Origin of the sequence: Mycobacterium sp. PS03-16 (assembly GCF_004570325.1) — a bacterium.
In the GTDB taxonomy this organism is placed as follows: Bacteria; Actinomycetota; Actinomycetes; order Mycobacteriales; family Mycobacteriaceae; genus Mycobacterium.
The window spans coordinates 27,906-47,948 of record NZ_SPQO01000018.1 but is presented as its reverse complement, the minus strand read 5'-3'; the positions used below and the strand labels follow the sequence as shown (position 1 = coordinate 47,948).

Genomic DNA, 20,043 nt, shown 5'->3' with positions numbered 1-20,043 from the left:
GCTCCCGACCGGGCGGCCTGAGGGCTTTCCCACACCTCTCAGGTGCCGCAAACGCCGATCGGCACGCCGGCCGCATAAGGCGTCCGGCGTGCCGATCGGCGATCTCCGCGACTACGCGACCTTGACGTCGACCTCGTGGATCCCGGCGCCCGACGGGGCGACGGTGGCGTCGCCGTTGCCCACCTTCGACAGGGCCCGCAGCGTCCAGGTGCCCGGCGCGGCGAAGAACCGGAAGTCACCGGTCGCCGACGCGACGACCTCGGCGGTGAACTCGTCCGAGGAGTCCAGCAGGCGGACGAACGCGCCGCCGACCGCCTGGCCGGAGCTGTCGACCACACGGCCGGTGATCACGGTTTCCTTCTCCAGGTCGACGCTGGCGGGCAGGGCCAGGCCTTGCTTAGGAGGAGCGCACATATCTCAATTTCCCAACTCGATCGGGGCCCCCACCAGGGAGCCGTACTCGGTCCAACTGCCGTCGTAGTTCTTCACGTTCTGGTGCCCGAGGAGCTCCCGCAGCACGAACCAGGTGTGCGAGGAACGCTCACCGATCCGGCAGTACGCGATGGTTTCCTTCTCGCCGTCCAGGCCCGCATCCGCGTAGAGCTTCGCGAGGTCCTCGTCGGACTTGAAGGTGCCGTCCTCGTTGGCCGCCTTGCTCCACGGAACGTTGATGGCGCCCGGGATATGCCCCGGCCGCTGGCTCTGCTCCTGCGGCAGGTGCGCGGGCGCCAGGATCTTGCCGGAGAACTCGTCGGGGGAGCGCACATCGACGAGGTTCTTGACGTTGATGGCCTCGATGACCTCGTCGCGGAAGGCGCGGATCGAGTTGTCGGGCTGCTTGGCGGTGTAGCTGGTGGCCGGGCGGCTGACGGTCTCCGAGGACAGCGGCCGGCCGTCGAGCTCCCACTTCTTGCGGCCGCCGTCGAGCAGCTTCACGTCTTCGTGGCCGTAGAGCTTGAAGTACCAGTAGGCGTAGGCGGCGAACCAGTTGTTGTTGCCGCCGTAGAGGATCACCGTGTCATCGTTGGCGATGCCGCGGTCGGACAGCAGCTTCGAGAACTGCTGGGCGTCGACGAAGTCGCGCCGGACGGGGTCCTGCAGGTCGGTCTTCCAGTCGAGCTTGACGGCACCTTCGATGTGTCCGATGTCGTAGGCCGACGTGTCCTCGTCGACCTCGACGAACACGGTGTTCGGCGCGTTGAGATTGCTCTCGGCCCAGTCGGTGCTGACCAGGACGTCGGAGCGAGCCATCGATGATCCTTTCGGTTGCTTGCGGAGGCGCTAGGGGATGGAGGGAACAGGCACGGCGAAACCGGTAGCCGACGGGGTGGCATCGGTCTGCGTGGACATGAGGTCATACTCCTGTTGTGTCGGCGGTCTGATCGCGGGCAGGCGGGAACGGCTGCTCCGCAGGAGCGCATCGCGGCGCGAGCGCGCTCAGCAGCTGGAAGAACAACAGAAACAACCCGCGACGCGGCACAGATCGACTGCGCGGCGCTTGGTGAGCAGCTGCTCGAGGCGGGCGGACACGCCGACAGCCTACCCAATGAGGGTGATCAGGCCAACAGCGGTTCGAGCACGGACCGCAGGTCAGCGACCTTGGGGACGCCCGAGGTGCGGTAGCGGGGGCGGCCGTGCCCGTCGAAAACGATCGTCGTCGGCAGGGACAGCACCGAAAGCCGTCTTCCCGCTTCCGGATTGGCGTCGAGATCGATCTCGACGTGCGCGACCGACGGCAGTTCCCGGCAGACCTGTTCGACCACGCGGCGCACCTGTTCACACGGACCGCACCACTCCGCGGTGAAGTGCAGCACGGTCGGGCCGGTATCCGACAGGCCCAGCCCGGAGGTGTCGATGTTCGCGGCGGCGGCCTCACCCTTCTGCAGACCGGCCCGCAGGCTGATCAGGCGTCCAGCGACCAGCGCCACCCCCACCACCGCGATCAGCACGGCGATCACCACGATCCACGACGAGCTCATGGCTGCCGGAATCCGTCGAGCGTGAGGGTCCTGTCGTCAGCGATGCCCTCGATGATGACATCTGAACCGCGCGCGCCCTGGGCGGTCGGCGCAATCGCGAACGGGAGTCTCAGGCCGGGCATGGCCGTGCTGAACGCTTCGAGCACCGCGGCCAACTTGTCCTCGGGCACCTCCTGGTCGGCGGTGCCCGCCCCGGTGAGCACGTCGGTGGCCGTCACCACCAGCGTGGTGCGATCGGAACCGGAGATGGTCAGGTCGACGGCGACCGACACCTTCTCCTCGACTCCGTCGACGGCCGGGGTCCCGGTGAACACCACCCCGGTGTTGCTGGAGATCCCCGATTCGGTGGTGCCGCCGGTGGCGTCGTTGCTCTCCCGCGTCGGCGCCTCGACCAGCAGATCCGGAATGCCCATGAACCGGCCGACGTGAGTGGAGTCGAGGATGATGCGGCTCTCGACCTTGCCGACGGGCAACGCGGCACCCGGCCGCACCAGCCACGACGCGTCGGCGAGGCCGACGTCGTGCAGCGTCGACTCCAGCGACGCCTTACCGAGCACGGGGTGATGAACGCCACTGGCCCGGATTTCCATCTCGTCGTAGCGGTGGTCGGCCGCCTGCGGAATGAACGGGAACCCGATGATGCCCACCCACGGGTCGGAGTCGAGGTTCGCGACCGACCGCAACGTGCGTGACCAGCGGTATTCGGCGTAGATCGCGGCGCCGAAGTCGGTGCCGACCGCGCCGAGCACCACGGCGAGCACCGTCGCGACGAGCCCGATCAGCACCTTGCGCACCGCCACATTCTGGCGCACGCGCTCCGCACCGCTGGTCTTGGCGCGGCCTATTCGCAGGTGGCGCGCTATCGTGAATGCACTAACGGCCGGTAACGGCTTCGTGTCAGGCATGAATCTGGGAGATCACCGCAGACATCGCTGTCGGGTCGATGCCCCCGGACTGCTGGAGGGCCTGTGGATCTACTGCTGCTGACCGTCGACCCGCACCCCGAGTCGGTTCTGCCGTCGCTGTCGCTGCTCGCGCACACCGTGCGCGCGGCACCGACCGAGGTGTCGTCACTGCTCGAGGCGGGCACCGCCGACGTCGCGATCGTCGACGCCCGCACCGATCTGGCCGCCGCGCGCGGCCTGTGCCGGCTGCTCGGCACCACGGGAACCTCGGTGCCCGTGGTGGCGGTGGTCAACGAGGGCGGCCTCGTCGCGGTCAACCACGAGTGGGGGCTCGACGAGATTCTGCTGCCCGGCACCGGGCCCGCGGAGATCGACGCGCGACTGCGGCTGCTGGTCGGCCGGCGCGGGGGTGTGGCCAACCAGGAGAACGTCGGCAAGATCAGCCTCGGCGAGCTGGTGATCGACGAGGGCACCTACACCGCGCGGCTGCGCGGTAAGCCGCTCGACCTCACCTACAAGGAGTTCGAGTTGCTGAAGTACCTGGCCCAGCACGCCGGCCGGGTGTTCACCCGCGCGCAGCTGCTGCAGGAGGTGTGGGGTTACGACTTCTTCGGCGGCACCCGCACGGTCGACGTGCACGTCCGGCGGCTGCGGGCCAAGCTCGGTCCGGAGTACGAGTCGCTGATCGGCACCGTGCGCAACGTCGGCTACAAAGCGGTGCGCCCGGCCCGCGGCCGGCCGCCCGCCGCCGACGCCGCGGTGATCGACGACGAGGACGACGAGTTCGACACCCCCGACCGCGTGCCGCCGTCCATGGCGGATCCCCTGCGCGCGCAGTGACGGCGATCGAGTGGCGCGCGGCGCTGTCCGCGGCCGAGCAGCGCGACGTCCGAGAGCTCATCGACGTCGCGGCGCGGCATGACGGCGTGGCACCGGTCGGGGATCAGGTGCTGCGCGAACTGCCCGCCGACCGGACCCGGCACCTGCTGGCCGTCGACGCGGCCGGCGGCCGGGTGGTCGGGTATCTCAACCTGGCACCCGCCGAGGGTGAGGCGTCGGCGATGGCGGAGCTGGTGGTACACCCCGAGGCCCGCCGCCGCGGCATCGGCGCCGAGATGGTCCGCACGGGGCTGGCTGCCGGCGGCGGCGACGCCCGCATCTGGGCCCACGGCAATCTCGAGGCGGCGCAGGCCACCGCCCGCTCGCTCGGCCTGCGCGTGGTGCGGGAGTTACTGCAGATGCGCCGACCGCTGACCGAGCTACCGCCGGTGACCGCGGCCGACGGCGTGCGAATGACGACCTACGCCGGACCGCAGGACGACGCGGAGTTGTTGCGGGTCAACAACGCCGCGTTCGCGTGGCATCCCGAGCAGGGCGGCTGGACCACCGACGACATCGCCGCGCGGCGCACGGAGTCCTGGTTCGACCCGGCCGGCCTGTTCATGGCCTTCGATACAACATCCGGCAAACTTCTCGGTTTTCACTGGACGAAGGTGCACGACGACGATCTCGGCGAGGTCTACGTCGTGGGCGTCGATCCGGCGGCGCAGGGCCGGGGCCTCGGCGGCGCGCTGACGCTGACCGGTCTGCACCACCTGGCGGACCGGTTGTCGGGTTCCTCACAGCCGGTGGTGATGCTCTACGTCGAGTCTGATAACGCCGCCGCGGTGAAAACCTATGCGCGACTGGGCTTTGAGGTGTTCAGCGTCGATGCGGCCTATGCGGCCCCCGGACCCGGCAACCTGTGAGTTCACTGAACCTGTTCACCCTCCGTTAACCCGCGATCCGCGATCCGTCCACCAGCGGCGCATACGTTGCCGTGGAGTTCGAAGCCGTCAACGGAAAGTGGGATAAGTGAAGCTCAACAGCATGGGCAAGGTGTTGTCCGCGACGGCGATCGCCGCGCTGACCCTGACCGCCTGCGGCAGTGACAACAACACCGGCACCTCCGGCGGGTCCGGCGCCACCGGTTCGGGGTCTGCGAGCGCCGAGAACTGCGGCGGCAAAGCCACCATCAACGCCGAGGGCAGCTCCGCACAGCAGAACGCCGTCGCGGTGTTCAACCAGGTCTGGGGTCAGGTCTGCCAGGGCAAGAATCTCTCCTACAACCCGACCGGTTCGGGCGCGGGGCGCCAGCAGTTCATCGCGGGCAACGTCGACTTCGCCGGCTCCGATTCGCCGCTGTCCGAGGAGCAGGTGCCCCAGGCCGCCGAGCGCTGCGGTGGCAACCCCGCGTGGCACATCCCGCTGGTGTTCGGCCCCATCGCGATGGCCTACAACGTCGAGGGTGTCGAAGGCCTCGTGCTGAACGCCGACCTGCTGGCCAAGGTCTTCCAGGGCCAGATCACCAAGTGGAACGACCCGGCGATCGCCGGCCTCAACGAGGGCAAGACGCTGCCCGACCAGAACATCACCCCGATCTACCGGTCGGACTCCTCGGGTACCACCGACAACTTCCAGAAGTACCTGACCGCCGCGGCGCCGCAGGCCTGGACCAAGGGTGACGGCAGCGAGTTCCAGGGCGGCGCCGGCGAGGGCGCCCAGAAGTCCTCGGGCGTCGTGCAGGCCGTGCAGGCCACGCCGGGTGCCATCGGCTACGTCGAGAAGGGCTTCGCCGAGCAGGCCGGTCTGCCGTTCGCGCAGATCGACAACGGCGGCGGCGCGGTCGAGCTGACCGACGAGTCGGCCGGTAAGGCCATCGACGCCGCCACGTTCGCCGGTGAGGGCGAGGACCTGGTGCTCAACCTCGACTCGCTGTACGCGACCAAGGAGGCGGGTGCCTACCCGCTGGTGCTGGCCACCTACGAGATCGTCTGCTCGAAGGGCTACGACGCCGAGACCGCCGAGGCCGTGAAGTCCTTCCTGACCGTCGCGGCCAACGACGGCCAGGCGGGTCTCTCCGACGCCGGCTACGTCCCGCTGCCGGACCGGTTCAAGGAGCGCCTGACGGGCTCGATCGACGCCATCGCGTCGACCGCCTAGTTCCCCTGGCGGAAAAGCAACACTGCGGCGAGGATGGGATGCGACAGCGATGACCGACAGGGTCGATGTGACAGAACCGAATCCAACTGAAGCGGGGTCGGGCGCGGCGATCTCTGCGCCCTTCCCCGAGCCGGAGCCCATCTCCACCGACCCCGGGCGGGGTGCCAAGGTCCGCCCGGGGGACCGCATCTTCCGGTGGTTGTCGGAGGGTTCGGGCCTCTTCGTCGTCGCCCTGATCGCCGCGATCGGGTTCTTCCTGGTGTGGCGCGCAGTTCCCGCCCTGATGCGCAACGAGGAGAACTTCTTCCTCTACGGCGGGAACTGGGTCACCACCGACACCTCCGCCATGCAGTTCGGCATCTTCGACCTGCTGCAGGTGACGGTGTTCGTCTCGGTGTTCGCGCTTGTGCTGGCCATGCCGGTCGCGCTGGGCATCGCGATCTTCCTCACGCAGTACGCGCCGCGGCGGGTGTCCGGTCCGCTGGGTTACATGGTGGACCTGCTCGCCGCGGTGCCGTCGATCATCTACGGCGTCTGGGGCCTGTACGTGCTGGCCCCGGTGCTGCGGCCGTTCGCGGTGTGGCTCAACGAGAACCTGAGCTGGCTGTTCCTGTTCCAGACCGGCACCGCGTCGGTGGCCGGCGGCGGCACCATCTTCACCGCAGGCATCGTGCTGGCGGTGATGATCCTCCCGATCATCACCGCGGTCACCCGCGAGGTGTTCGTCCAGACGCCGCGCGGCCAGATCGAGGCCGCGTTGGCGCTGGGCGCCACCCGCTGGGAGGTCGTGCGCACCACCGTGCTGCCGTTCGGTATGTCCGGCTACATCAGCGGCGCGATGCTCGGCCTGGGCCGCGCGCTCGGTGAGACCATCGCGCTGCTCATCATCCTGCGCGGTACGCAGGCCGCCTTCGGCTGGTCGCTCTTCGACGGCGGCTACACGTTCGCCAGCCTCATCGCGGCGGCGGCCTCCGAGTTCAACGACCAGTACAAGGCGGGCGCCTACATCGCGGCGGGCCTGGTGCTGTTCATCCTGACGTTCGTGGTGAACTCGCTGGCCCGTGCCGCGGTCGCCGGAAAGGACAGGTCTGCCTCATGACGACCTCAGCACTGGACCGTCCCGTCAAGGTCCCCACGTTCCAGGGCGTCAGCGGACGGCGGAAATTCACCAACAACCTCGCGACCGTGCTGGTGACGCTGTCGGTCCTGGTCGCCGTCATTCCGCTGGTGTGGGTGCTGGTCACGGTGCTCGTCAAGGGCTTCGGCGCGGTGACCTCGAGCACCTGGTGGTTCAACTCGCAGGCCGGCATGACCGCGTTCGCGGCCGGCGGCGGTGCCTACCACGCCATCATCGGCACCCTGCTGCAGGGGCTGGTGTGCGCGCTGATCTCGATCCCGATCGGTGTGTTCGTCGGCATCTACCTCGTCGAGTACGGCGGCGGCACCCGGCTGGGCAAGATCACGACGTTCATGGTCGACATCCTCACCGGTGTGCCGTCGATCGTGGCCGCGCTGTTCATCTACGCGCTGTGGGTGGCGACGCTGGGCTTCGAGCGTTCCGGCTTCGCGGTGTCGCTGGCGCTGGTGCTGCTGATGATCCCGGTGATCGTGCGCTCCACCGAGGAGATGCTGCGCATCGTCCCGATGGACCTGCGCGAGGCCAGTTACGCGCTGGGCGTGCCGAAGTGGAAGACCATCTCGGCCATCGTGATCCCGACGGCGCTGTCGGGCATCGTCACCGGCATCATGCTGGCGCTGGCCCGCGTGATGGGTGAGACGGCGCCGCTGCTGATCCTGGTGGGCTACGCCCAAGCCATGAACTTCGACATCTTCGGCGGCTTCATGGGTTCGCTGCCGGGCATGATGTACGACCAGGTCTCCGCAGGCGCCGGTGCCAACCCGGTGCCCACCGACCGCCTCTGGGGTGCGGCGTTCACCCTGATCGTCCTCATCGCGCTGCTCAACATCGGCGCGCGGTTCCTCGCGAAATTCTTCGCCCCCAAGAAGGTTTAGGAGACCTCCAGTGGCCAAGCGGCTCGACCTCAAAGACGTCAACATCTACTACGGTGCGTTCCACGCGGTTTCCGACGTGTCGCTGTCCGTGCCGCCGCGCAGCGTGACCGCGTTCATCGGTCCGTCCGGCTGCGGCAAGTCGACCGTGCTGCGCACCCTCAACCGCATGCACGAGGTCATCCCCGGCGCCTACGTCAAGGGTTCGGTCCTGCTCGACGGTGACGACATCTACGGCGCCGGCGTCGATCCGGTGGGCGTCCGCAAGACCATCGGCATGGTGTTCCAGCGGCCCAACCCGTTCCCCACGATGTCGATCCGCGACAACGTGGTGGCCGGGCTGAAGCTGCAGGGCGTGCGCGGCAAGAAGACCCTCGACGAGGTCACCGAGCGCTCGCTCAAGGGCGCGAACCTCTGGAACGAGGTCAAGGACCGGCTGGACAAGCCGGGTGGCGGCCTGTCCGGCGGTCAGCAGCAGCGTCTGTGCATCGCCCGGGCGATCGCCGTGCAGCCCGACGTGCTGCTCATGGACGAGCCGTGCTCGGCGCTGGACCCGATCTCGACGCTGGCGATCGAGGACCTGATCTCGGAGCTCAAGCAGGACTTCACGATCGTGATCGTCACGCACAACATGCAGCAGGCCGCGCGGGTGAGCGACCAGACCGCGTTCTTCAATCTCGAGGCCACCGGCAAGCCCGGCAAGCTGATCGAGATCGACGACACCGAGAAGATCTTCTCGAACCCGACGCAGAAGGCCACCGAGGACTACATCTCGGGCCGCTTCGGCTGATCACACCAACAGAAAATGGCCCCCGCCTCGGCGGGGGCCATTCTCGTGTTCGCGGGGTCAGCGCGGCGTCGCGATGACCTCCTCGGCCGGGTAACTGCCGGTGACCTGGAAGATCACCCGACGCGCGACCTCGACGGCGTGGTCGGCGAAGCGCTCGTAGAACCGGCTCAGCAGCGTCACGTCGACCGCCGCGGTCACGCCGTGCTTCCACTCCCGGTCCATCAGCACCGTGAACAGGTGGCGGTGCAGATCGTCCATCGCATCGTCTTCCTCCTGGATGCGGGCCGCCTTCTCGGGGTCGCGGGTCTCGAGCACCTCCTTGGCCGCGTTGCCCAGCTCGACCGCCACCCGGCCCATCTCGGCGAAGTAGCCGTTGACCTCTTCGGGCAGCACGTGCTGGGGGTGCCGGCGCCGGGCGATCTTGGCGACGTGCAGCGCCAGGGCGCCCATCCGGTCGACGTCGGCGACGATCTGGATGGAGCTGACGACCGACCGCAGGTCGCCGGCGACCGGCGCCTGCAGCGCCAGCAGCACGAACGCCGCCTCCTCGGCGCGCGCGCTCATCGCGGCGATCTGGTCGTGGTCGGAGATGACCTGCTCGGCCAGAACGAGGTCGGCCTGCAGCAGGGCCTGGGTCGCGCGTTCCATCGCGCCGCCCGCCAGGCCGCACATCTCACCGAGCTGTTCGGTGAGGGCCTCTAGTTGCTCGTGGTACGCGGTTCGCATGAACCAAGCCTAGAGGTAGCGGCGGGCGACGTCACGATGGCGCAGGTGAACTGACGGTGAATGCCACCTGCGGCAACGCTGCTGTGATGTTGCTGCGGGCTCACTCGCAGGTGGTGTCCGCGGCGTTGGTGACGTTGAGGTCCTCGGGCAGTGGTGCGGGCGTGCTGTCGGCGCCGTGTAACACGTTCACCTGCACCGGGGAACCGCTCGGGGTGGGGGCCGCGACGGACTGGAAATCACTGCCGAGCACCACCTGCACGACGTCACCCATCCCGGTCACGCTCTCGATGGTCGGGTTCGCGAACGACGACGCGACCGTCGCGGCGGCCTCCTCGTTACCGGGGGAGAAGAAGACCGTGGTGGTGTCGAGCGCGCTCGGATAGTCGTCGGGGGTGGTGACGTTGAAGCCGTGTTGCTGCAGCGCATCGGCGGTGGTCGCGCCGAGGCCGTCCTGCCCGGTGGAGTTCGACACCTGCACGGTCACGTCGCCCGGTGCGGTGGTGACGGCGTCGACCAGGTGCGCCGCGGCCTCGTCGGCCGGTGCGGGCGAAGTCTGCGGGGTGGACGTCTGCGAGGTCGACGACTCGGGCGTGCCGGGCACGGGGGTGTTGTCGGCGTTCTTCTCCCCGGGCAGCGGGCTGTCGGTGATGATCGCGCTGAACAGCGCCTTCATGTCGTCGGTGCGCGGCGTCTCGTTGCCCCACTCGTCGGCGTAGCCGGTGGTGGGGACGGTGACGAACGAGATCCGGCCCGCGTTCACGCCCTGGATCGACTGGCCGAGGGTGACCAGGTCGCGGGTGTCGATGTTGTCGACGTAGCTGTCGTCGATGAACATGTTGACCACGTTGTTCAACTTGGACAGCGAGAAGAACACCTCTTTGGAGATCAGCGAGCGCAGCAGCGACGACAGGAACAGCTGCTGGCGTTTGATGCGACCGTAGTCGCCGTTGATCTCCGTGGTGACCTGACGGGCGCGGACGTAGTTCAGCGCGGTGTGCCCGTCGACCATCTGGCGGCCGGCGGTGGGGAGGACCGTGCCCAGCTCGTAGTCCTCGAGCGGGGTGGTGCTGCACACCTCGACGCCGCCGAGCGCGTCCACCATCTTGGCGAAACCGGCGAAGTCGACGGCCATGAAGCGGTTGACCGACAGGCCGGACAGCTTCTGGACCACCTTCACCAGACACTTCGGCCCGCCCACCGCGTACGCGGAGTTCAGCTTGTACTCGGTGTAGACGGTCTCGCGCCCGTACATCGGGGATTCCGGATCGGTGATCGGCCCGTACGCCCCGGTCTGCGGGTCCCACGGTTCGCATTCCATCGGATCGATCGACAGGTCGCGCGGGAAGGACACCGCGACCACCCGTTTCCGGTTGGCGGGGATGTTCACCAGCATGACGGTGTCGGACCGGGCGCCCGCCGCGTCGTCGGTGGTGCCCGCACCCATGTCGCTGTTCTCGCCGATGCGGCTGTCGACGCCGACGATCAGGAAGTTCTCGTCCCCGAACTGCGCATTCGGGTCGACGATGTCGCGGGAGTCCTGGTCCAGCGCGGACACCTTGTTGAGGCTGTTGTTCTTCGACGACTGCCACTGCCAGGCGCCGCCGGTGAGGACCAGCGCGAGCACGGCCAGCAGCGCGGCGGCGGCACGGCCGACGACCATCGCGGTGCGGCGGCGGCGCCGGGGCGCCTCGTGAATGACCGGCGCGGGGTCGCCGAAACGCACCGGCAGCGGACGCTCGTCGCGGTACTCGACGGTCAGCGCGGGCAGATCGTCCCGGTAGGCCCCGACGGCGGCCGGGATGATCTCGGTGTCCTCCCGGTCCGGATTCGGGCCCGGCAATTCCCGCGGCTCCGGGATCGGATCGACGATCGCGTCGATGATCTCGGTCGGCGGCGCGGGCGGTTCGACGGCTTCCGGTTCGGCTTCCGGCTCGGGTTCGGGTTCGGCGCGCCGACGCCTGCCCGACTCGGGCTCCGGCTCGGCCCGGCGGCGTTTCCCGGTCTCGGGCGTCCCGCCTTCCCCGGCCATCTTCGCGATGAGATCAGCGACGGTCAGCCCGCCGTCGGTGTGGCTGCCCGTGGACGCGGCGTGCCCGGAGTCCGCAGCGTCCGCGGCGTCTTCGGGATCCGGCTGGCGCTCCCACGGCGCGGCGCCTGGAGTTCGCCGGGGGGATCGGGTAAGCCATTCGTTGTCCGAGTCGGGTCCCTGCGGTCGCCGACGGTCAGGAGTGGCGTTGTCGCCGTCACTCATGTCCTCGCGGCCTCCGACTCCGTCAAAGCTCTCCTCGCGCGCCGATGACTCGGCGCGGTGCGCACCGTTCTGCGCTCATAGTCTTGTAGCAGCACATAGACGGCTCCGCCACCGAAGCCTGCTGCGACGAGACCCATATCGTACTGAGACATCCTGTGAGACAGCCACCCGGCGAACGTCTCGAGAACGTCTCGGTCTGAGATACCTCAGCCGCCGGAATGCATCATGTCCGCACCGGCGGGCACGGTGCAGTCGTCGGGATCGGTCAGCCACCCCTCCGGGAGCGACACCGACGCCGCGGACCCCTGGCGCCCCCGGGGGCCGGTGGCCGCGGGCGGAAACGGCACGTCGGGGTCCAGCTCGCCGAGCAGGGCGTCGAGTTCGGCGCGGGTCTTGACCAGCGCGAGCGCACGCCGCAGATCGGAGCCGGCGGGGAAGCCGTGCAGGTACCAGGCGACGTGCTTGCGGATGTCGCGCATCCCCTTGTCCTCGCCGAAGTGCGCCGCGAGCAAGTCCCCGTGCCTGCGGATGATCTGCGCAACCTCACCGAGGGTCGGCGGCACCGGCATCGGGCGCCCGTTGAATCGTGCGGACAGTTCAGCGAACAGCCAGGGCCGGCCGAGGCAGCCACGTCCGATCACCACACCGTCACATCCGGTCGCGTCCATCATCGCCACCGCGTCGTCGGCGTCGAAGATGTCGCCGTTGCCCAGCACGGGCACGGTGGTCACATGCGCCTTGAGCGCGGCGATCTGCTCCCAGTCCGCGGTGCCCGAATAGCGCTGCGCCGCCGTGCGGGCGTGCAGCGCCACCGCCGCGGCGCCTTCCTCGGCGGCGATGCGGCCGGCGTCGAGGTGGGTCTGGTGGGCGTCGTCGATGCCGATGCGGAACTTCACCGTCACCGGAATGTCGGTGCCCTCGGTCGCGCGCACGGCGGCGGCCACGATGCGGCCGAACAGGCGCCGCTTGTAGGGCAGGGCCGCCCCGCCGCCGCGCTTGGTCACCTTGGGCACCGGGCAGCCGAAGTTCATGTCGATGTGGTCGGCCATACCGTCGTCGACGATCATTTTCGCCGCGGCGTACGTCGTGTCCGGGTCGACGGTGTAGAGCTGCAGCGACCGCGGCGACTCATCGGGCGCGAACGTGGTCATGTGCATGGTGACCGGATGCCGCTCGACGAGCGCGCGCGCGGTCACCATCTCGCACACGTACAGCCCGCTGACCGTCCCGGCCTTGGCGATCTCCAACTCCCGGCACAGGGTGCGGAACGCGACGTTGGTGACGCCGGCCATCGGGGCCAGGACGACCGGACTGGCCAACGCCAGCGGCCCGATCCGTAATCCGGATCGGGCCGTCTGGGCGGGCGGGGCTACGACGCTGATGACGCGAGCACCTTACTGGCCTTCTTCTCGGCCATCTTGCGCTCACGCTCGAGCCGGCGCTCCTTGGCCACCTCGAACTTCTCGCAGGCCTCCTGCAGCTCCTCGACCAGCACGCCGAGGTCGTCGCGCATGCGGGCGGCCTCGCCGGTGAAGTCCTCGCGCTCGAAGATGCGCCACTTCTTGAGCACCGGCATCACGACGTCGTCGAGGTGGATCCGCGGGTCGTAGACGCCGCCGACGGCGATGATGACGGCCTTGCGGCGGAACTCCGGCACCGTGAACCCGGGCATCTTGAAGTTGCGCAGCACCCGGTGCAGCGAGTGCATCGCCTGGTCGGGGGCGACGTCGAACCCGGCCTCGGACACATCGCGGTAGAAGATCATGTGCAGGTTCTCGTCGGCCGAGACGCGCTGCAGCAGCTGGTCGGCGACGGGCTCGGCGCACGCCTTACCGGTGTTGCGGTGCGACACGCGGGTGGCGAGCTCCTGGAACGTCACGTAGATGACCGAGTCGAACAGGCTCTCGGCGAACAGGTCGCCCTGCTGGTTCTGGCCGGGGGAGAAGCCGCGGGTCATCTGCTCGACCCGCAGCTCCTCGAGCTGCACCGGGTCGACGGACCGGGTGACGACGAGGTAGTCGCGCAGCGCGATGCCGTGGCGGTTCTCCTCGGCGGTCCACCGGTTGACCCACTGGCCCCACGCGCCGTCCATGCCCATGTTCATCGCGATCTCGCGGTGGTAGGCGGGCAGGTTGTCCTCGGTGAGGAGGTTCTGGACCATCGCGGTCTGGGCGACCTCGGACAGCTTGGACTGCTCCGGATCCCAGTCCTGACCGCCCAGCGCGTAGTAGTTCTTGCCGTCGGACCACGGGATGTAATCGTGCGGATTCCAGTCCTTGGTCATCTTCATGTGCCGATTCATCAGCGTTTCGACGACCGGCTCCAGCTCGTGGAGCAGGTGGAGGTCGGTGAGGTTCTCGTGCATGGGGCGGGGGTCCTCCTCGCGTGCGGGAAAGCCGTCGGAGTTATCTGTACCTGTTGGTTGCACTCAATATATCTGTGTATTCCGGTGACATTCAAGTCTGACCCAACCGGTGTCACGCGCGTCACGACACGCCGGACCAGCGCCGAAACAGCACGCGTACCGATGCGGATACCCGATCGCACCGGCTCCGACGCCCCGGTGGGGGTGGGGTCAGTGCGTGGAGACGCGGCTGATGAGCATGTCGACGCAGTAGTCGATGAACTGCTCCCGCGACGCGGCGAGCCGGCCGTCGAGGTAGGCGGTGAACAGCGCCGACAGCGCCCCGATCAGCCCGGTGGCCACCATCGCCTGGCGGGCGGGATCGGTGATGCGGGTCAGCTTGCGCTGCAGCAGCTCGATGAAGTTCGGCATCCACTCCGCGCCGGAGCGGGCGAGGACCGGCTCGGATTCCGGTGCCAGCAGCAGCACCCGGCCCCGGGCGGGATCGTCGACCATCAGCGCCACGAACCGCTCGACCGCGTCGCGCGGGGTCTCGGCGTGCAGCAGCGTCGACATCGCGCGGGTGCAGACGTCGTCGTACACGGCGGCGACGAACTCGTCGCGGTCGACGAAGCTCTCGTAGAAGTAGCGTTCGGTCAGCCCGGCCTCGCGGCACACCGCACGCACGGTCAGCGCCGGCCCGCCCGCGCTGCCGAGCAGGTTGACCCCGGCGGCGATCAACTCGTCCCGGCGCAGCGCCTGTCGGTCCTGCAGGGGGACGCCGGACCAGCGGCCGCGTCGTTGACCGGATGACACTTCTGCTCCTAAGCTGCGATGACAACGCACGTAGTCAGAATCGTTCCTGACGTCGACGGGGGAGTACGCCGTGAGCCAAGATATCTCCGCCATACCCGCGGCGACCAGTGAATCCACCCCGGTCGCCAGCGGCTGTCCGGTGTCCGCCGGCGGATACGACGGGCCGCCGCCGCTGGGGCCCGACTCGCTGACGTGGAAGTTGTTCGGCGACTGGCGGGGTCTGCTGCAGGGGCCGTGGGCCGGGTCGATGCAGAACATGCACCCCCAGCTCGGGGCGGCCGTCGAGCAGCACTCCATCTTCTTCATCGAGCGCCTACCCCGGCTGCTGCGCTCGCTGTACCCCATCGGCGGCGTGGTGTTCGACGGGGACCGTGCTCCGCAGACCGGCGCGGAGGTCCGCGACTACCACATCGGGATCAAGGGCGTCGACGACCAGGGCCGCCGGTACAGCGCGCTCAACCCCGACGTCTTCTACTGGGCGCACTCGACGTTCTTCATGGGCACGATCCTGACCGCCGAGCACTTCGGTGACGGCCTCACCGACGCGCAGAAGCGGCAGCTGTTCGACGAGCACCTCACCTGGTACCGCATGTACGGCATGAGCATGCGACCGGTGCCCGAGACCTGGGAGGCATTCCAGGAGTACTGGGATCACATGTGTCGCAACGTGCTGGAGAACAACTACGCCGCGCGCGAAGTCCTCAACCTGTCGACGATGCCGAAACACCCGTCGCTGCAGTGGGTTCCGGACTGGGCGTGGCGCCTGCACCTCAAGGTGCTCGGCCCGTTCGCGGTGTGGGTGACCGTCGGCCTCTACGACCCGCCGGTGCGGGAGTTGATGGGCTACAGCTGGTCTCGCCGTGACGAACGGCTGCACTGGCTGTTCGGGCGGCTGGTGAACCTGGCGTTCAAGGCGGTGCCGGTGCGGCGGCGCTACCACCCGCGGTCGCGCGCCGGGTGGGACCGGGCGACCGGACGTGGCGCGGCCGACGCCCCGCTGGTGCACACCCCGGCGCGCAACCTGCCGCCGGTCGAGCACCGCGGCAAACCGATTCACTACTGCCCGGAGGTCTGAGGCGGCTTACGATTCGGCGGTTCGCCGTCGAGTCGCAAAGGAGCACCGCAGATGCCCTGGGAAATCTTCGCCGCTGTCCTGTTGCTGATCGTGGTCGCCGCCGCACTGGCGGTGCGGTTCACCGCGCGCGCCGACGCCGCGAGGACCCGTGCCACCCGGATCGCGGCCGGCGCCGGGGCGCTGACGGTCTTGGTGCTGATCTCCGGGTGCACGACCATCGTCTCGACCCGCAACATCGGCGTCGTCACCACGTTCGGCAGGCCCGGCGGCACGCTGACCAACGGCCTGCACGTCAAGGCGCCGTGGCAGAAAGTCACCGAGATGAACGGCACCATCCAGATCGACAACCACGTCGGCGAGTACGCCACCACGGTGCGGCTGGGCAACAACTCGACGGCGTATGTGGACAACAGCGTGCGCTGGCGCATCCAGCCCGCGGCGGCCGATGAACTGTTCCTCGACTACCGCGACTTCGACAACGTGCGCGACAACCTGGTGACCCGCGAGCTGCGCGCCGCCCTCAACGAGGTGTTCGCCGACTTCGACCCGCTGGCCCCCGAGAACGCCGAGGGCGCCAACGTGCAGGTCCTCGGTGACGAGGTGGCCGACAAGCTGCGCGCCAAGGTGGGCGACCAGATCGAGGTGATCAACGTGATCGTGCCGCTGGTCAACTACGACGAGGCCACCCAGGAACGGATCAACGCGCTGAATGTGGAGAAGGCCAACACCCGCATCGCCGAACAGCGCGCCCAGACCGCCGAAGCCGAGGCGCGGGCCAACGAGATCCTGGCGGGCTCGGTGTCGGACAATCCGAACGTGTTGGTCAGCAAGTGCCTGGACGCCGCGCGTGAGGCCCGCATCAGCCCGCTGGGCTGCTGGCCCGCCACCCCGGCCGTGCCGACGGTGCCGGCGCGCTGATCGGATGCCGCGCTCGGCATGCGGCCAGACTGAAGCCGTGCAGGCCTCCACTCGCACGTCCGCTGCGCCAGTTCAGTCTCGCGGCCACAATTGCCCGACCTGAGGCGCTGGGGGCCGTCACGTCCGTGGCCGACGCATCCGGCGCCGGTACGGTGATCGGATGCCGCCGGAAGGTTTGCAACCGAAATATCCGGGGCACGCGTCAATAATGCAGGCGCCGGAAATACTGGGCGACCGCTACGAATTACGGGGAACCCTCGGTCGCGGCGGGATGGCCGTCGTGCGCGACGGATGGGACCGTCGGCTCGATCGGGCCGTCGCCGTCAAACTCATGCACCCGTCGATCGGTGCCGACTCCACGCAGCGGGAGCGCTTCGAATGCGAGGCACGCTCGGCGGCGGCGCTCAACCACCCCAACGTCGTCGCCGTACACGACTGCGGCGACCACGACGGGACGCCGTTCATCGTGATGGAGCGCCTGCCCGGCCGGACGCTGGCCGACGTGATCGCCCGCGGGCCGATGTCGCCCGGACAGGTGCGGGCGGTGCTGGACAACGTGCTGGCCGCGTTGGCCGCCGCGCACGCCGCCGGATTCCTGCACCGTGACATCAAACCGGCCAACATCCTGTTCACCGAACTCGGCGACACCAAGGTGGCCGACTTCGGCATCGCCAAGAGCGGGGACTCCGTCCAGACGATGTCGGGTCAGGTGTTCGGCACCATGGCCTACCTCAGCCCGGAGCGCATCGCCGGACGGCCCGCGACCGTCTCCGACGATCTGTACGCCGTCGGCGTCGTCGGCTACGAGGCGCTCACCGGTCGGCGGCTGTTCCCGCAGGACAACCTCGCCCAGCTGGCACGGGCGGTGTGCGAACAGCCGATCGTGCCGCTGACGCAGCTGCGGCCCGACGTCGACCCCGCGCTCGCGACGACCATCGAACGGGCGATGTCGCGGGATCCGCAGTGGCGCTTCACCGATGCGCGGGCCATGCGCGACGCGCTGGCCGGCCTGGTGCCCGTCGGCGCCGCACCGCTGGTGGCGGCCGCGGCGGCGCCGGTGCCGCCGATGCGTCCGCCCACCCGGGTGCTGACCGGTTCGGTGCCACCCGGGATGTTGTTCAGCGGCCCGCCTCCTCCGGTCGCTGGACCTCCGGTGCCGATGCGTCGCTACGGCGGCCTGCTGGCCGTCGCCGCGGTCCTGGTGGCGCTGGTTGCTGGGTTGGCGGTGCTGGTGGCACAGAGCAGCGCGGAATCGACCTCGCCGGCGCCCGCCCCGACGCCGGCGCGCACGTCGCTGCCCGCGCCGTCGGCCACGAGCCCGCCACCGCCCGTGACCAGCCAGCCCCCGCCGATCTTCGATCGGAACCCCGGCTGGGGGAACGGAAACGGGCCGCCGTGGCTGCGTGGCGGCGACGACGACGGGTGACCCCGTAGGGGAGAAGCGTGGTGCCCCCACCAGGGCTCGAACCTGGGACCTGCGGATTAAAAGTCCGTAGCTCTACCAACTGAGCTATAGGGGCAGTGTGGACTGCAATGTACTAGAGGGTACTGCGCGGGCCGCCGCACCCCCGTTTGGGGATTCGGGCGCGTGTGCCCTAAGCTATCGAAGCTCCCAACGGAAGCGTTGCGAGTACCCCGGAGAGATTCGGCCGGCCCCCTTCGTCTAGCGGCCTAGGACGCCGCCCTTTCAAGGCGGTAGCGCGGGTTCGAATCCCGTAGGGGGTACGAGCGACCTGTACGTTGGGTCGCACACAGTAAGGCCCTGTGGCGCAGTTGGTTAGCGCGCCGCCCTGTCACGGCGGAGGTCGCGGGTTCGAGTCCCGTCAGGGTCGCCACAGTGTGGCGAGGCATTCGGTGCACGACCGGCCGGTGCCTTCCGGCCAGGTAGCTCAGTTGGTACGAGCGTCCGCCTGAAAAGCGGAAGGTCGCCGGTTCGATCCCGGCCCTGGCCACCATGTGGGTGGACGACCCCTTGGTCAGCCGTACGATGACTGGCTGACATGAGAGGTATTGCGTGACAGTCCAGGCGCCTGCCGCCGATGAGGACAAGAACGGTTTCCGGCAGCGGCTGCTGGCCGCGCTGGAATCCTCGATCGCCGACGACGGCTACCAGAAGACGACGGTCGCCGACATCGTGCGGCGCGCGCGGACGTCTCGGCGCACCTTCTACGAACACTTCGACGGCCGCGAGGCCTGTTATCTCGCGCTGCTCGCCGAGGCCTACGCCGACCAGGTCCGCCAGATCTCGGCCGCCGTCGACGCCCAGTCGCCGTGGCGGGTGCAGGTGCGCCAGGCCATCGAGGCGTGGATCGCCTCGGCGGTGTCGCGGTCGCCGCTGATGGTCAGCGCGATCCGCGACCTGCCGTCGCTCGGTGAGTCCGCCCGGTCGCTCAAGCGCGACGTCACCGAGAACTTCATCACGATGGTGCAGGCGCTCGGCGACACCGACGAATTCCACTCCGCGGGCATCGGGCCCGTTTCGCGGCCGCGGGTCATCATGCTGCTCGGCGGCCTGCAGGAATTGACCGCGATCACCGTCGAGGACGGCGGCCAGATGAGCGACATCACCGATGAGGCCGTCGCGGCGTCGATCGCGCTGCTGCGCCCGGTGGAGTCCGGGCCGGCCTGAGACCGGTAATTTACGTCTATGGTCCGACCAGCGCAGACCGCGCGTAGCGAGCGCACCCGCGACGCCTTGCGCCAGGCCGCCCTGGTGCGATTCCTGGCCCAAGGCGTCGAGGACACCTCCGCCGAACAGATCGCCGCCGACGCCGGGGTCTCGTTGCGCACCTTCTACCGGCACTTCAACTCCAAGCACGATCTGCTGTTCGCCGACTACGACGCGGGCCTGCGGTGGTTTCGCACCGCGCTGGCCCACCGGTCGCCCGACGAATCGCTGATCGAGTCGGTGCACTCGGCGATCCTCGAGTTCCCCTACGACGTCGACGCCGTCACCAAGATCGCCGCCCTGCGGGCGCAGGAACTCGACCCCGGCCGCATCGTGCGCCACATCCGGCAGGTCGAGGCCGACTTCGCCGAGGCCGTCGAGGAGCACCTGACCCGGGACCGCGCGCCCGGCACCGACATCGACGCACGGCTGCGCACCACGGTGATGGCCCGGTGCATCGCCGCGGCGGTGTTCGGGGCGATGGAGGTGTGGATGCTCGGCGACCAACGGTCGCTGCCGGAGCTGTCACGGTTGTGCCGCACCGCGTTGGAGTCGCTCGAGTTTCGTCAATATTGACAA

General features: G+C 68.9%; 21 protein-coding genes and 4 tRNA genes. 14 read left to right on the top strand and 11 right to left on the bottom strand.

What is annotated here, in order from left to right; genetic code table 11:
* Positions 1-111 precede the first annotated feature (111 nt).
* From E4P42_RS16315 to lmeA, 5 genes are all read right to left on the bottom strand, one after another.
* Positions 112-414: a DUF1416 domain-containing protein gene (locus E4P42_RS16315; RefSeq protein ID WP_135127118.1), complete on the bottom strand. Its 303-nt coding sequence runs from the start codon at positions 412-414 to the stop codon at positions 112-114.
* 3 nt (positions 415-417) lie between these two features.
* Positions 418-1,251, bottom strand: coding sequence for a sulfurtransferase (locus E4P42_RS16310; RefSeq protein ID WP_135127117.1), 834 nt, complete (start codon positions 1,249-1,251; stop codon positions 418-420).
* Between the two features lie 186 nt (positions 1,252-1,437).
* Complete coding sequence (locus E4P42_RS27725) at positions 1,438-1,530, bottom strand: Ms5788A family Cys-rich leader peptide (RefSeq protein WP_371287044.1); 93 nt, start codon at positions 1,528-1,530, stop codon at positions 1,438-1,440.
* A 26-nt stretch (positions 1,531-1,556) separates the two neighbouring features.
* Positions 1,557-1,979, bottom strand: a complete 423-nt coding sequence (locus tag E4P42_RS16300) for a thioredoxin family protein (protein ID WP_135127115.1) — start codon at positions 1,977-1,979, stop codon at positions 1,557-1,559.
* Entirely contained in the window at positions 1,976-2,791 is an 816-nt protein-coding gene (gene lmeA, locus E4P42_RS16295) for a mannan chain length control protein LmeA (RefSeq protein WP_245234058.1), read from the bottom strand. The genes E4P42_RS16300 and lmeA overlap by 4 nt, the downstream gene beginning before the upstream one ends.
* 156 nt (positions 2,792-2,947) lie before the next feature.
* Here lmeA and E4P42_RS16290 point away from each other — a divergent pair, with 156 nt between their 5' ends.
* From E4P42_RS16290 to pstB, 6 genes are all read left to right on the top strand, one after another.
* Positions 2,948-3,724: a response regulator transcription factor gene (locus E4P42_RS16290; RefSeq protein WP_135127114.1), complete on the top strand. Its 777-nt coding sequence runs from the start codon at positions 2,948-2,950 to the stop codon at positions 3,722-3,724.
* Complete coding sequence (gene mshD / locus E4P42_RS16285) at positions 3,721-4,632, top strand: mycothiol synthase (protein ID WP_135127113.1); 912 nt, start codon at positions 3,721-3,723, stop codon at positions 4,630-4,632. The genes E4P42_RS16290 and mshD overlap by 4 nt, the downstream gene beginning before the upstream one ends.
* Positions 4,633-4,738: 106 nt before the next feature.
* A complete protein-coding gene (gene pstS, locus E4P42_RS16280) occupies positions 4,739-5,866 on the top strand; it encodes a phosphate ABC transporter substrate-binding protein PstS (protein ID WP_135127112.1) in 1,128 nt (375 codons plus the stop codon).
* Between the two features lie 49 nt (positions 5,867-5,915).
* Entirely contained in the window at positions 5,916-6,965 is a 1,050-nt protein-coding gene (gene pstC / locus E4P42_RS16275; protein ID WP_135127111.1) for a phosphate ABC transporter permease subunit PstC, read from the top strand.
* Positions 6,962-7,879 carry a phosphate ABC transporter permease PstA gene (gene pstA, locus E4P42_RS16270; protein WP_135127110.1) on the top strand — a complete coding sequence of 306 codons (918 nt, stop codon included), beginning with the start codon at positions 6,962-6,964 and terminating at the stop codon, positions 7,877-7,879. Before pstC ends, pstA begins: the two co-directional genes overlap by 4 nt.
* A 10-nt stretch (positions 7,880-7,889) precedes the next feature.
* The gene (gene pstB, locus E4P42_RS16265; RefSeq protein ID WP_135127109.1) at positions 7,890-8,666 is read left to right on the top strand and encodes a phosphate ABC transporter ATP-binding protein PstB; all 777 of its coding nucleotides are present in this window, start codon (positions 7,890-7,892) and stop codon (positions 8,664-8,666) included.
* 57 nt (positions 8,667-8,723) lie between these two features.
* Here the strand turns inward: pstB and phoU are convergent, their stop codons facing one another.
* The 5 genes from phoU to E4P42_RS16240 form a co-directional block, all read right to left on the bottom strand.
* The gene (gene phoU, locus E4P42_RS16260; RefSeq protein WP_135127108.1) at positions 8,724-9,392 is read right to left on the bottom strand and encodes a phosphate signaling complex protein PhoU; all 669 of its coding nucleotides are present in this window, start codon (positions 9,390-9,392) and stop codon (positions 8,724-8,726) included.
* Positions 9,393-9,492: 100 nt separating this feature from the next.
* Positions 9,493-11,643, bottom strand: a complete 2,151-nt coding sequence (locus E4P42_RS16255) for an LCP family protein (RefSeq protein WP_135127107.1) — start codon at positions 11,641-11,643, stop codon at positions 9,493-9,495.
* Between the two features lie 206 nt (positions 11,644-11,849).
* Complete coding sequence (gene dusB / locus E4P42_RS16250) at positions 11,850-13,025, bottom strand: tRNA dihydrouridine synthase DusB (protein ID WP_135127106.1); 1,176 nt, start codon at positions 13,023-13,025, stop codon at positions 11,850-11,852.
* Complete coding sequence (locus E4P42_RS16245; RefSeq protein WP_135127105.1) at positions 13,013-14,008, bottom strand: acyl-ACP desaturase; 996 nt, start codon at positions 14,006-14,008, stop codon at positions 13,013-13,015. Before E4P42_RS16245 ends, dusB begins: the two co-directional genes overlap by 13 nt.
* Before the next feature lie 210 nt (positions 14,009-14,218).
* Positions 14,219-14,803 carry a TetR/AcrR family transcriptional regulator gene (locus tag E4P42_RS16240; RefSeq protein ID WP_135127104.1) on the bottom strand — a complete coding sequence of 195 codons (585 nt, stop codon included), beginning with the start codon at positions 14,801-14,803 and terminating at the stop codon, positions 14,219-14,221.
* A gap of 70 nt (positions 14,804-14,873) precedes the next feature.
* On the opposite strand from E4P42_RS16240, the gene E4P42_RS16235 reads away from it, so the two are divergent.
* The 3 genes from E4P42_RS16235 to E4P42_RS16225 all read left to right on the top strand — a co-directional run bounded on the left by E4P42_RS16235 (position 14,874) and on the right by E4P42_RS16225 (position 18,222).
* Positions 14,874-15,878 carry an oxygenase MpaB family protein gene (locus tag E4P42_RS16235; RefSeq protein WP_209305792.1) on the top strand — a complete coding sequence of 335 codons (1,005 nt, stop codon included), beginning with the start codon at positions 14,874-14,876 and terminating at the stop codon, positions 15,876-15,878.
* A 51-nt stretch (positions 15,879-15,929) separates the two neighbouring features.
* Complete coding sequence (locus E4P42_RS16230; protein WP_135127103.1) at positions 15,930-16,796, top strand: SPFH domain-containing protein; 867 nt, start codon at positions 15,930-15,932, stop codon at positions 16,794-16,796.
* A gap of 208 nt (positions 16,797-17,004) precedes the next feature.
* A complete protein-coding gene (locus E4P42_RS16225) occupies positions 17,005-18,222 on the top strand; it encodes a serine/threonine-protein kinase (protein ID WP_135127102.1) in 1,218 nt (405 codons plus the stop codon).
* An 18-nt stretch (positions 18,223-18,240) separates the two neighbouring features.
* On the opposite strand, the gene E4P42_RS16220 is transcribed toward E4P42_RS16225, so the two are convergent.
* A tRNA-Lys gene (locus E4P42_RS16220) sits at positions 18,241-18,316 on the bottom strand.
* 132 nt (positions 18,317-18,448) lie between these two features.
* Here E4P42_RS16220 and E4P42_RS16215 point away from each other — a divergent pair.
* The 5 genes from E4P42_RS16215 to E4P42_RS16195 all read left to right on the top strand — a co-directional run bounded on the left by E4P42_RS16215 (position 18,449) and on the right by E4P42_RS16195 (position 20,040).
* Positions 18,449-18,521 (top strand) — tRNA-Glu (locus E4P42_RS16215).
* Positions 18,522-18,554: 33 nt separating this feature from the next.
* A tRNA-Asp gene (locus E4P42_RS16210) sits at positions 18,555-18,631 on the top strand.
* 43 nt (positions 18,632-18,674) lie between these two features.
* Positions 18,675-18,751: transfer RNA gene (locus E4P42_RS16205), tRNA-Phe, on the top strand.
* Positions 18,752-18,810: 59 nt separating this feature from the next.
* Entirely contained in the window at positions 18,811-19,425 is a 615-nt protein-coding gene (locus E4P42_RS16200) for a TetR/AcrR family transcriptional regulator (protein WP_135127101.1), read from the top strand.
* Between the two features lie 18 nt (positions 19,426-19,443).
* Positions 19,444-20,040 (top strand): TetR/AcrR family transcriptional regulator, encoded by a 597-nt coding sequence (locus E4P42_RS16195; RefSeq protein WP_135127100.1) that lies wholly within the window; start codon positions 19,444-19,446, stop codon positions 20,038-20,040.
* The last annotated feature ends 3 nt before the right edge of the window (positions 20,041-20,043 follow it).

What these genes read in the sequence shown, in the direction of transcription:
- E4P42_RS16315 (WP_135127118.1), bottom strand. Translation starts at nt 414, where the DNA reads ATGTGCGCTCCTCCTAAGCAAGGCCTGGCCCTGCCCGCCAGCGTCGAC.
- E4P42_RS16310 (WP_135127117.1), bottom strand. Translation starts at nt 1,251, where the DNA reads ATGGCTCGCTCCGACGTCCTGGTCAGCACCGACTGGGCCGAGAGCAAT.
- E4P42_RS16300 (WP_135127115.1), bottom strand. Translation starts at nt 1,979, where the DNA reads ATGAGCTCGTCGTGGATCGTGGTGATCGCCGTGCTGATCGCGGTGGTG.
- pstC (WP_135127111.1), top strand. Translation starts at nt 5,916, where the DNA reads ATGACCGACAGGGTCGATGTGACAGAACCGAATCCAACTGAAGCGGGG.
- pstA (WP_135127110.1), top strand. Translation starts at nt 6,962, where the DNA reads ATGACGACCTCAGCACTGGACCGTCCCGTCAAGGTCCCCACGTTCCAG.
- phoU (WP_135127108.1), bottom strand. Translation starts at nt 9,392, where the DNA reads ATGCGAACCGCGTACCACGAGCAACTAGAGGCCCTCACCGAACAGCTC.
- E4P42_RS16255 (WP_135127107.1), bottom strand. Translation starts at nt 11,643, where the DNA reads ATGAGTGACGGCGACAACGCCACTCCTGACCGTCGGCGACCGCAGGGA.
- E4P42_RS16245 (WP_135127105.1), bottom strand. Translation starts at nt 14,008, where the DNA reads ATGCACGAGAACCTCACCGACCTCCACCTGCTCCACGAGCTGGAGCCG.
- E4P42_RS16230 (WP_135127103.1), top strand. Translation starts at nt 15,930, where the DNA reads ATGCCCTGGGAAATCTTCGCCGCTGTCCTGTTGCTGATCGTGGTCGCC.
- E4P42_RS16225 (WP_135127102.1), top strand. Translation starts at nt 17,005, where the DNA reads ATGCAGGCGCCGGAAATACTGGGCGACCGCTACGAATTACGGGGAACC.
- E4P42_RS16195 (WP_135127100.1), top strand. Translation starts at nt 19,444, where the DNA reads ATGGTCCGACCAGCGCAGACCGCGCGTAGCGAGCGCACCCGCGACGCC.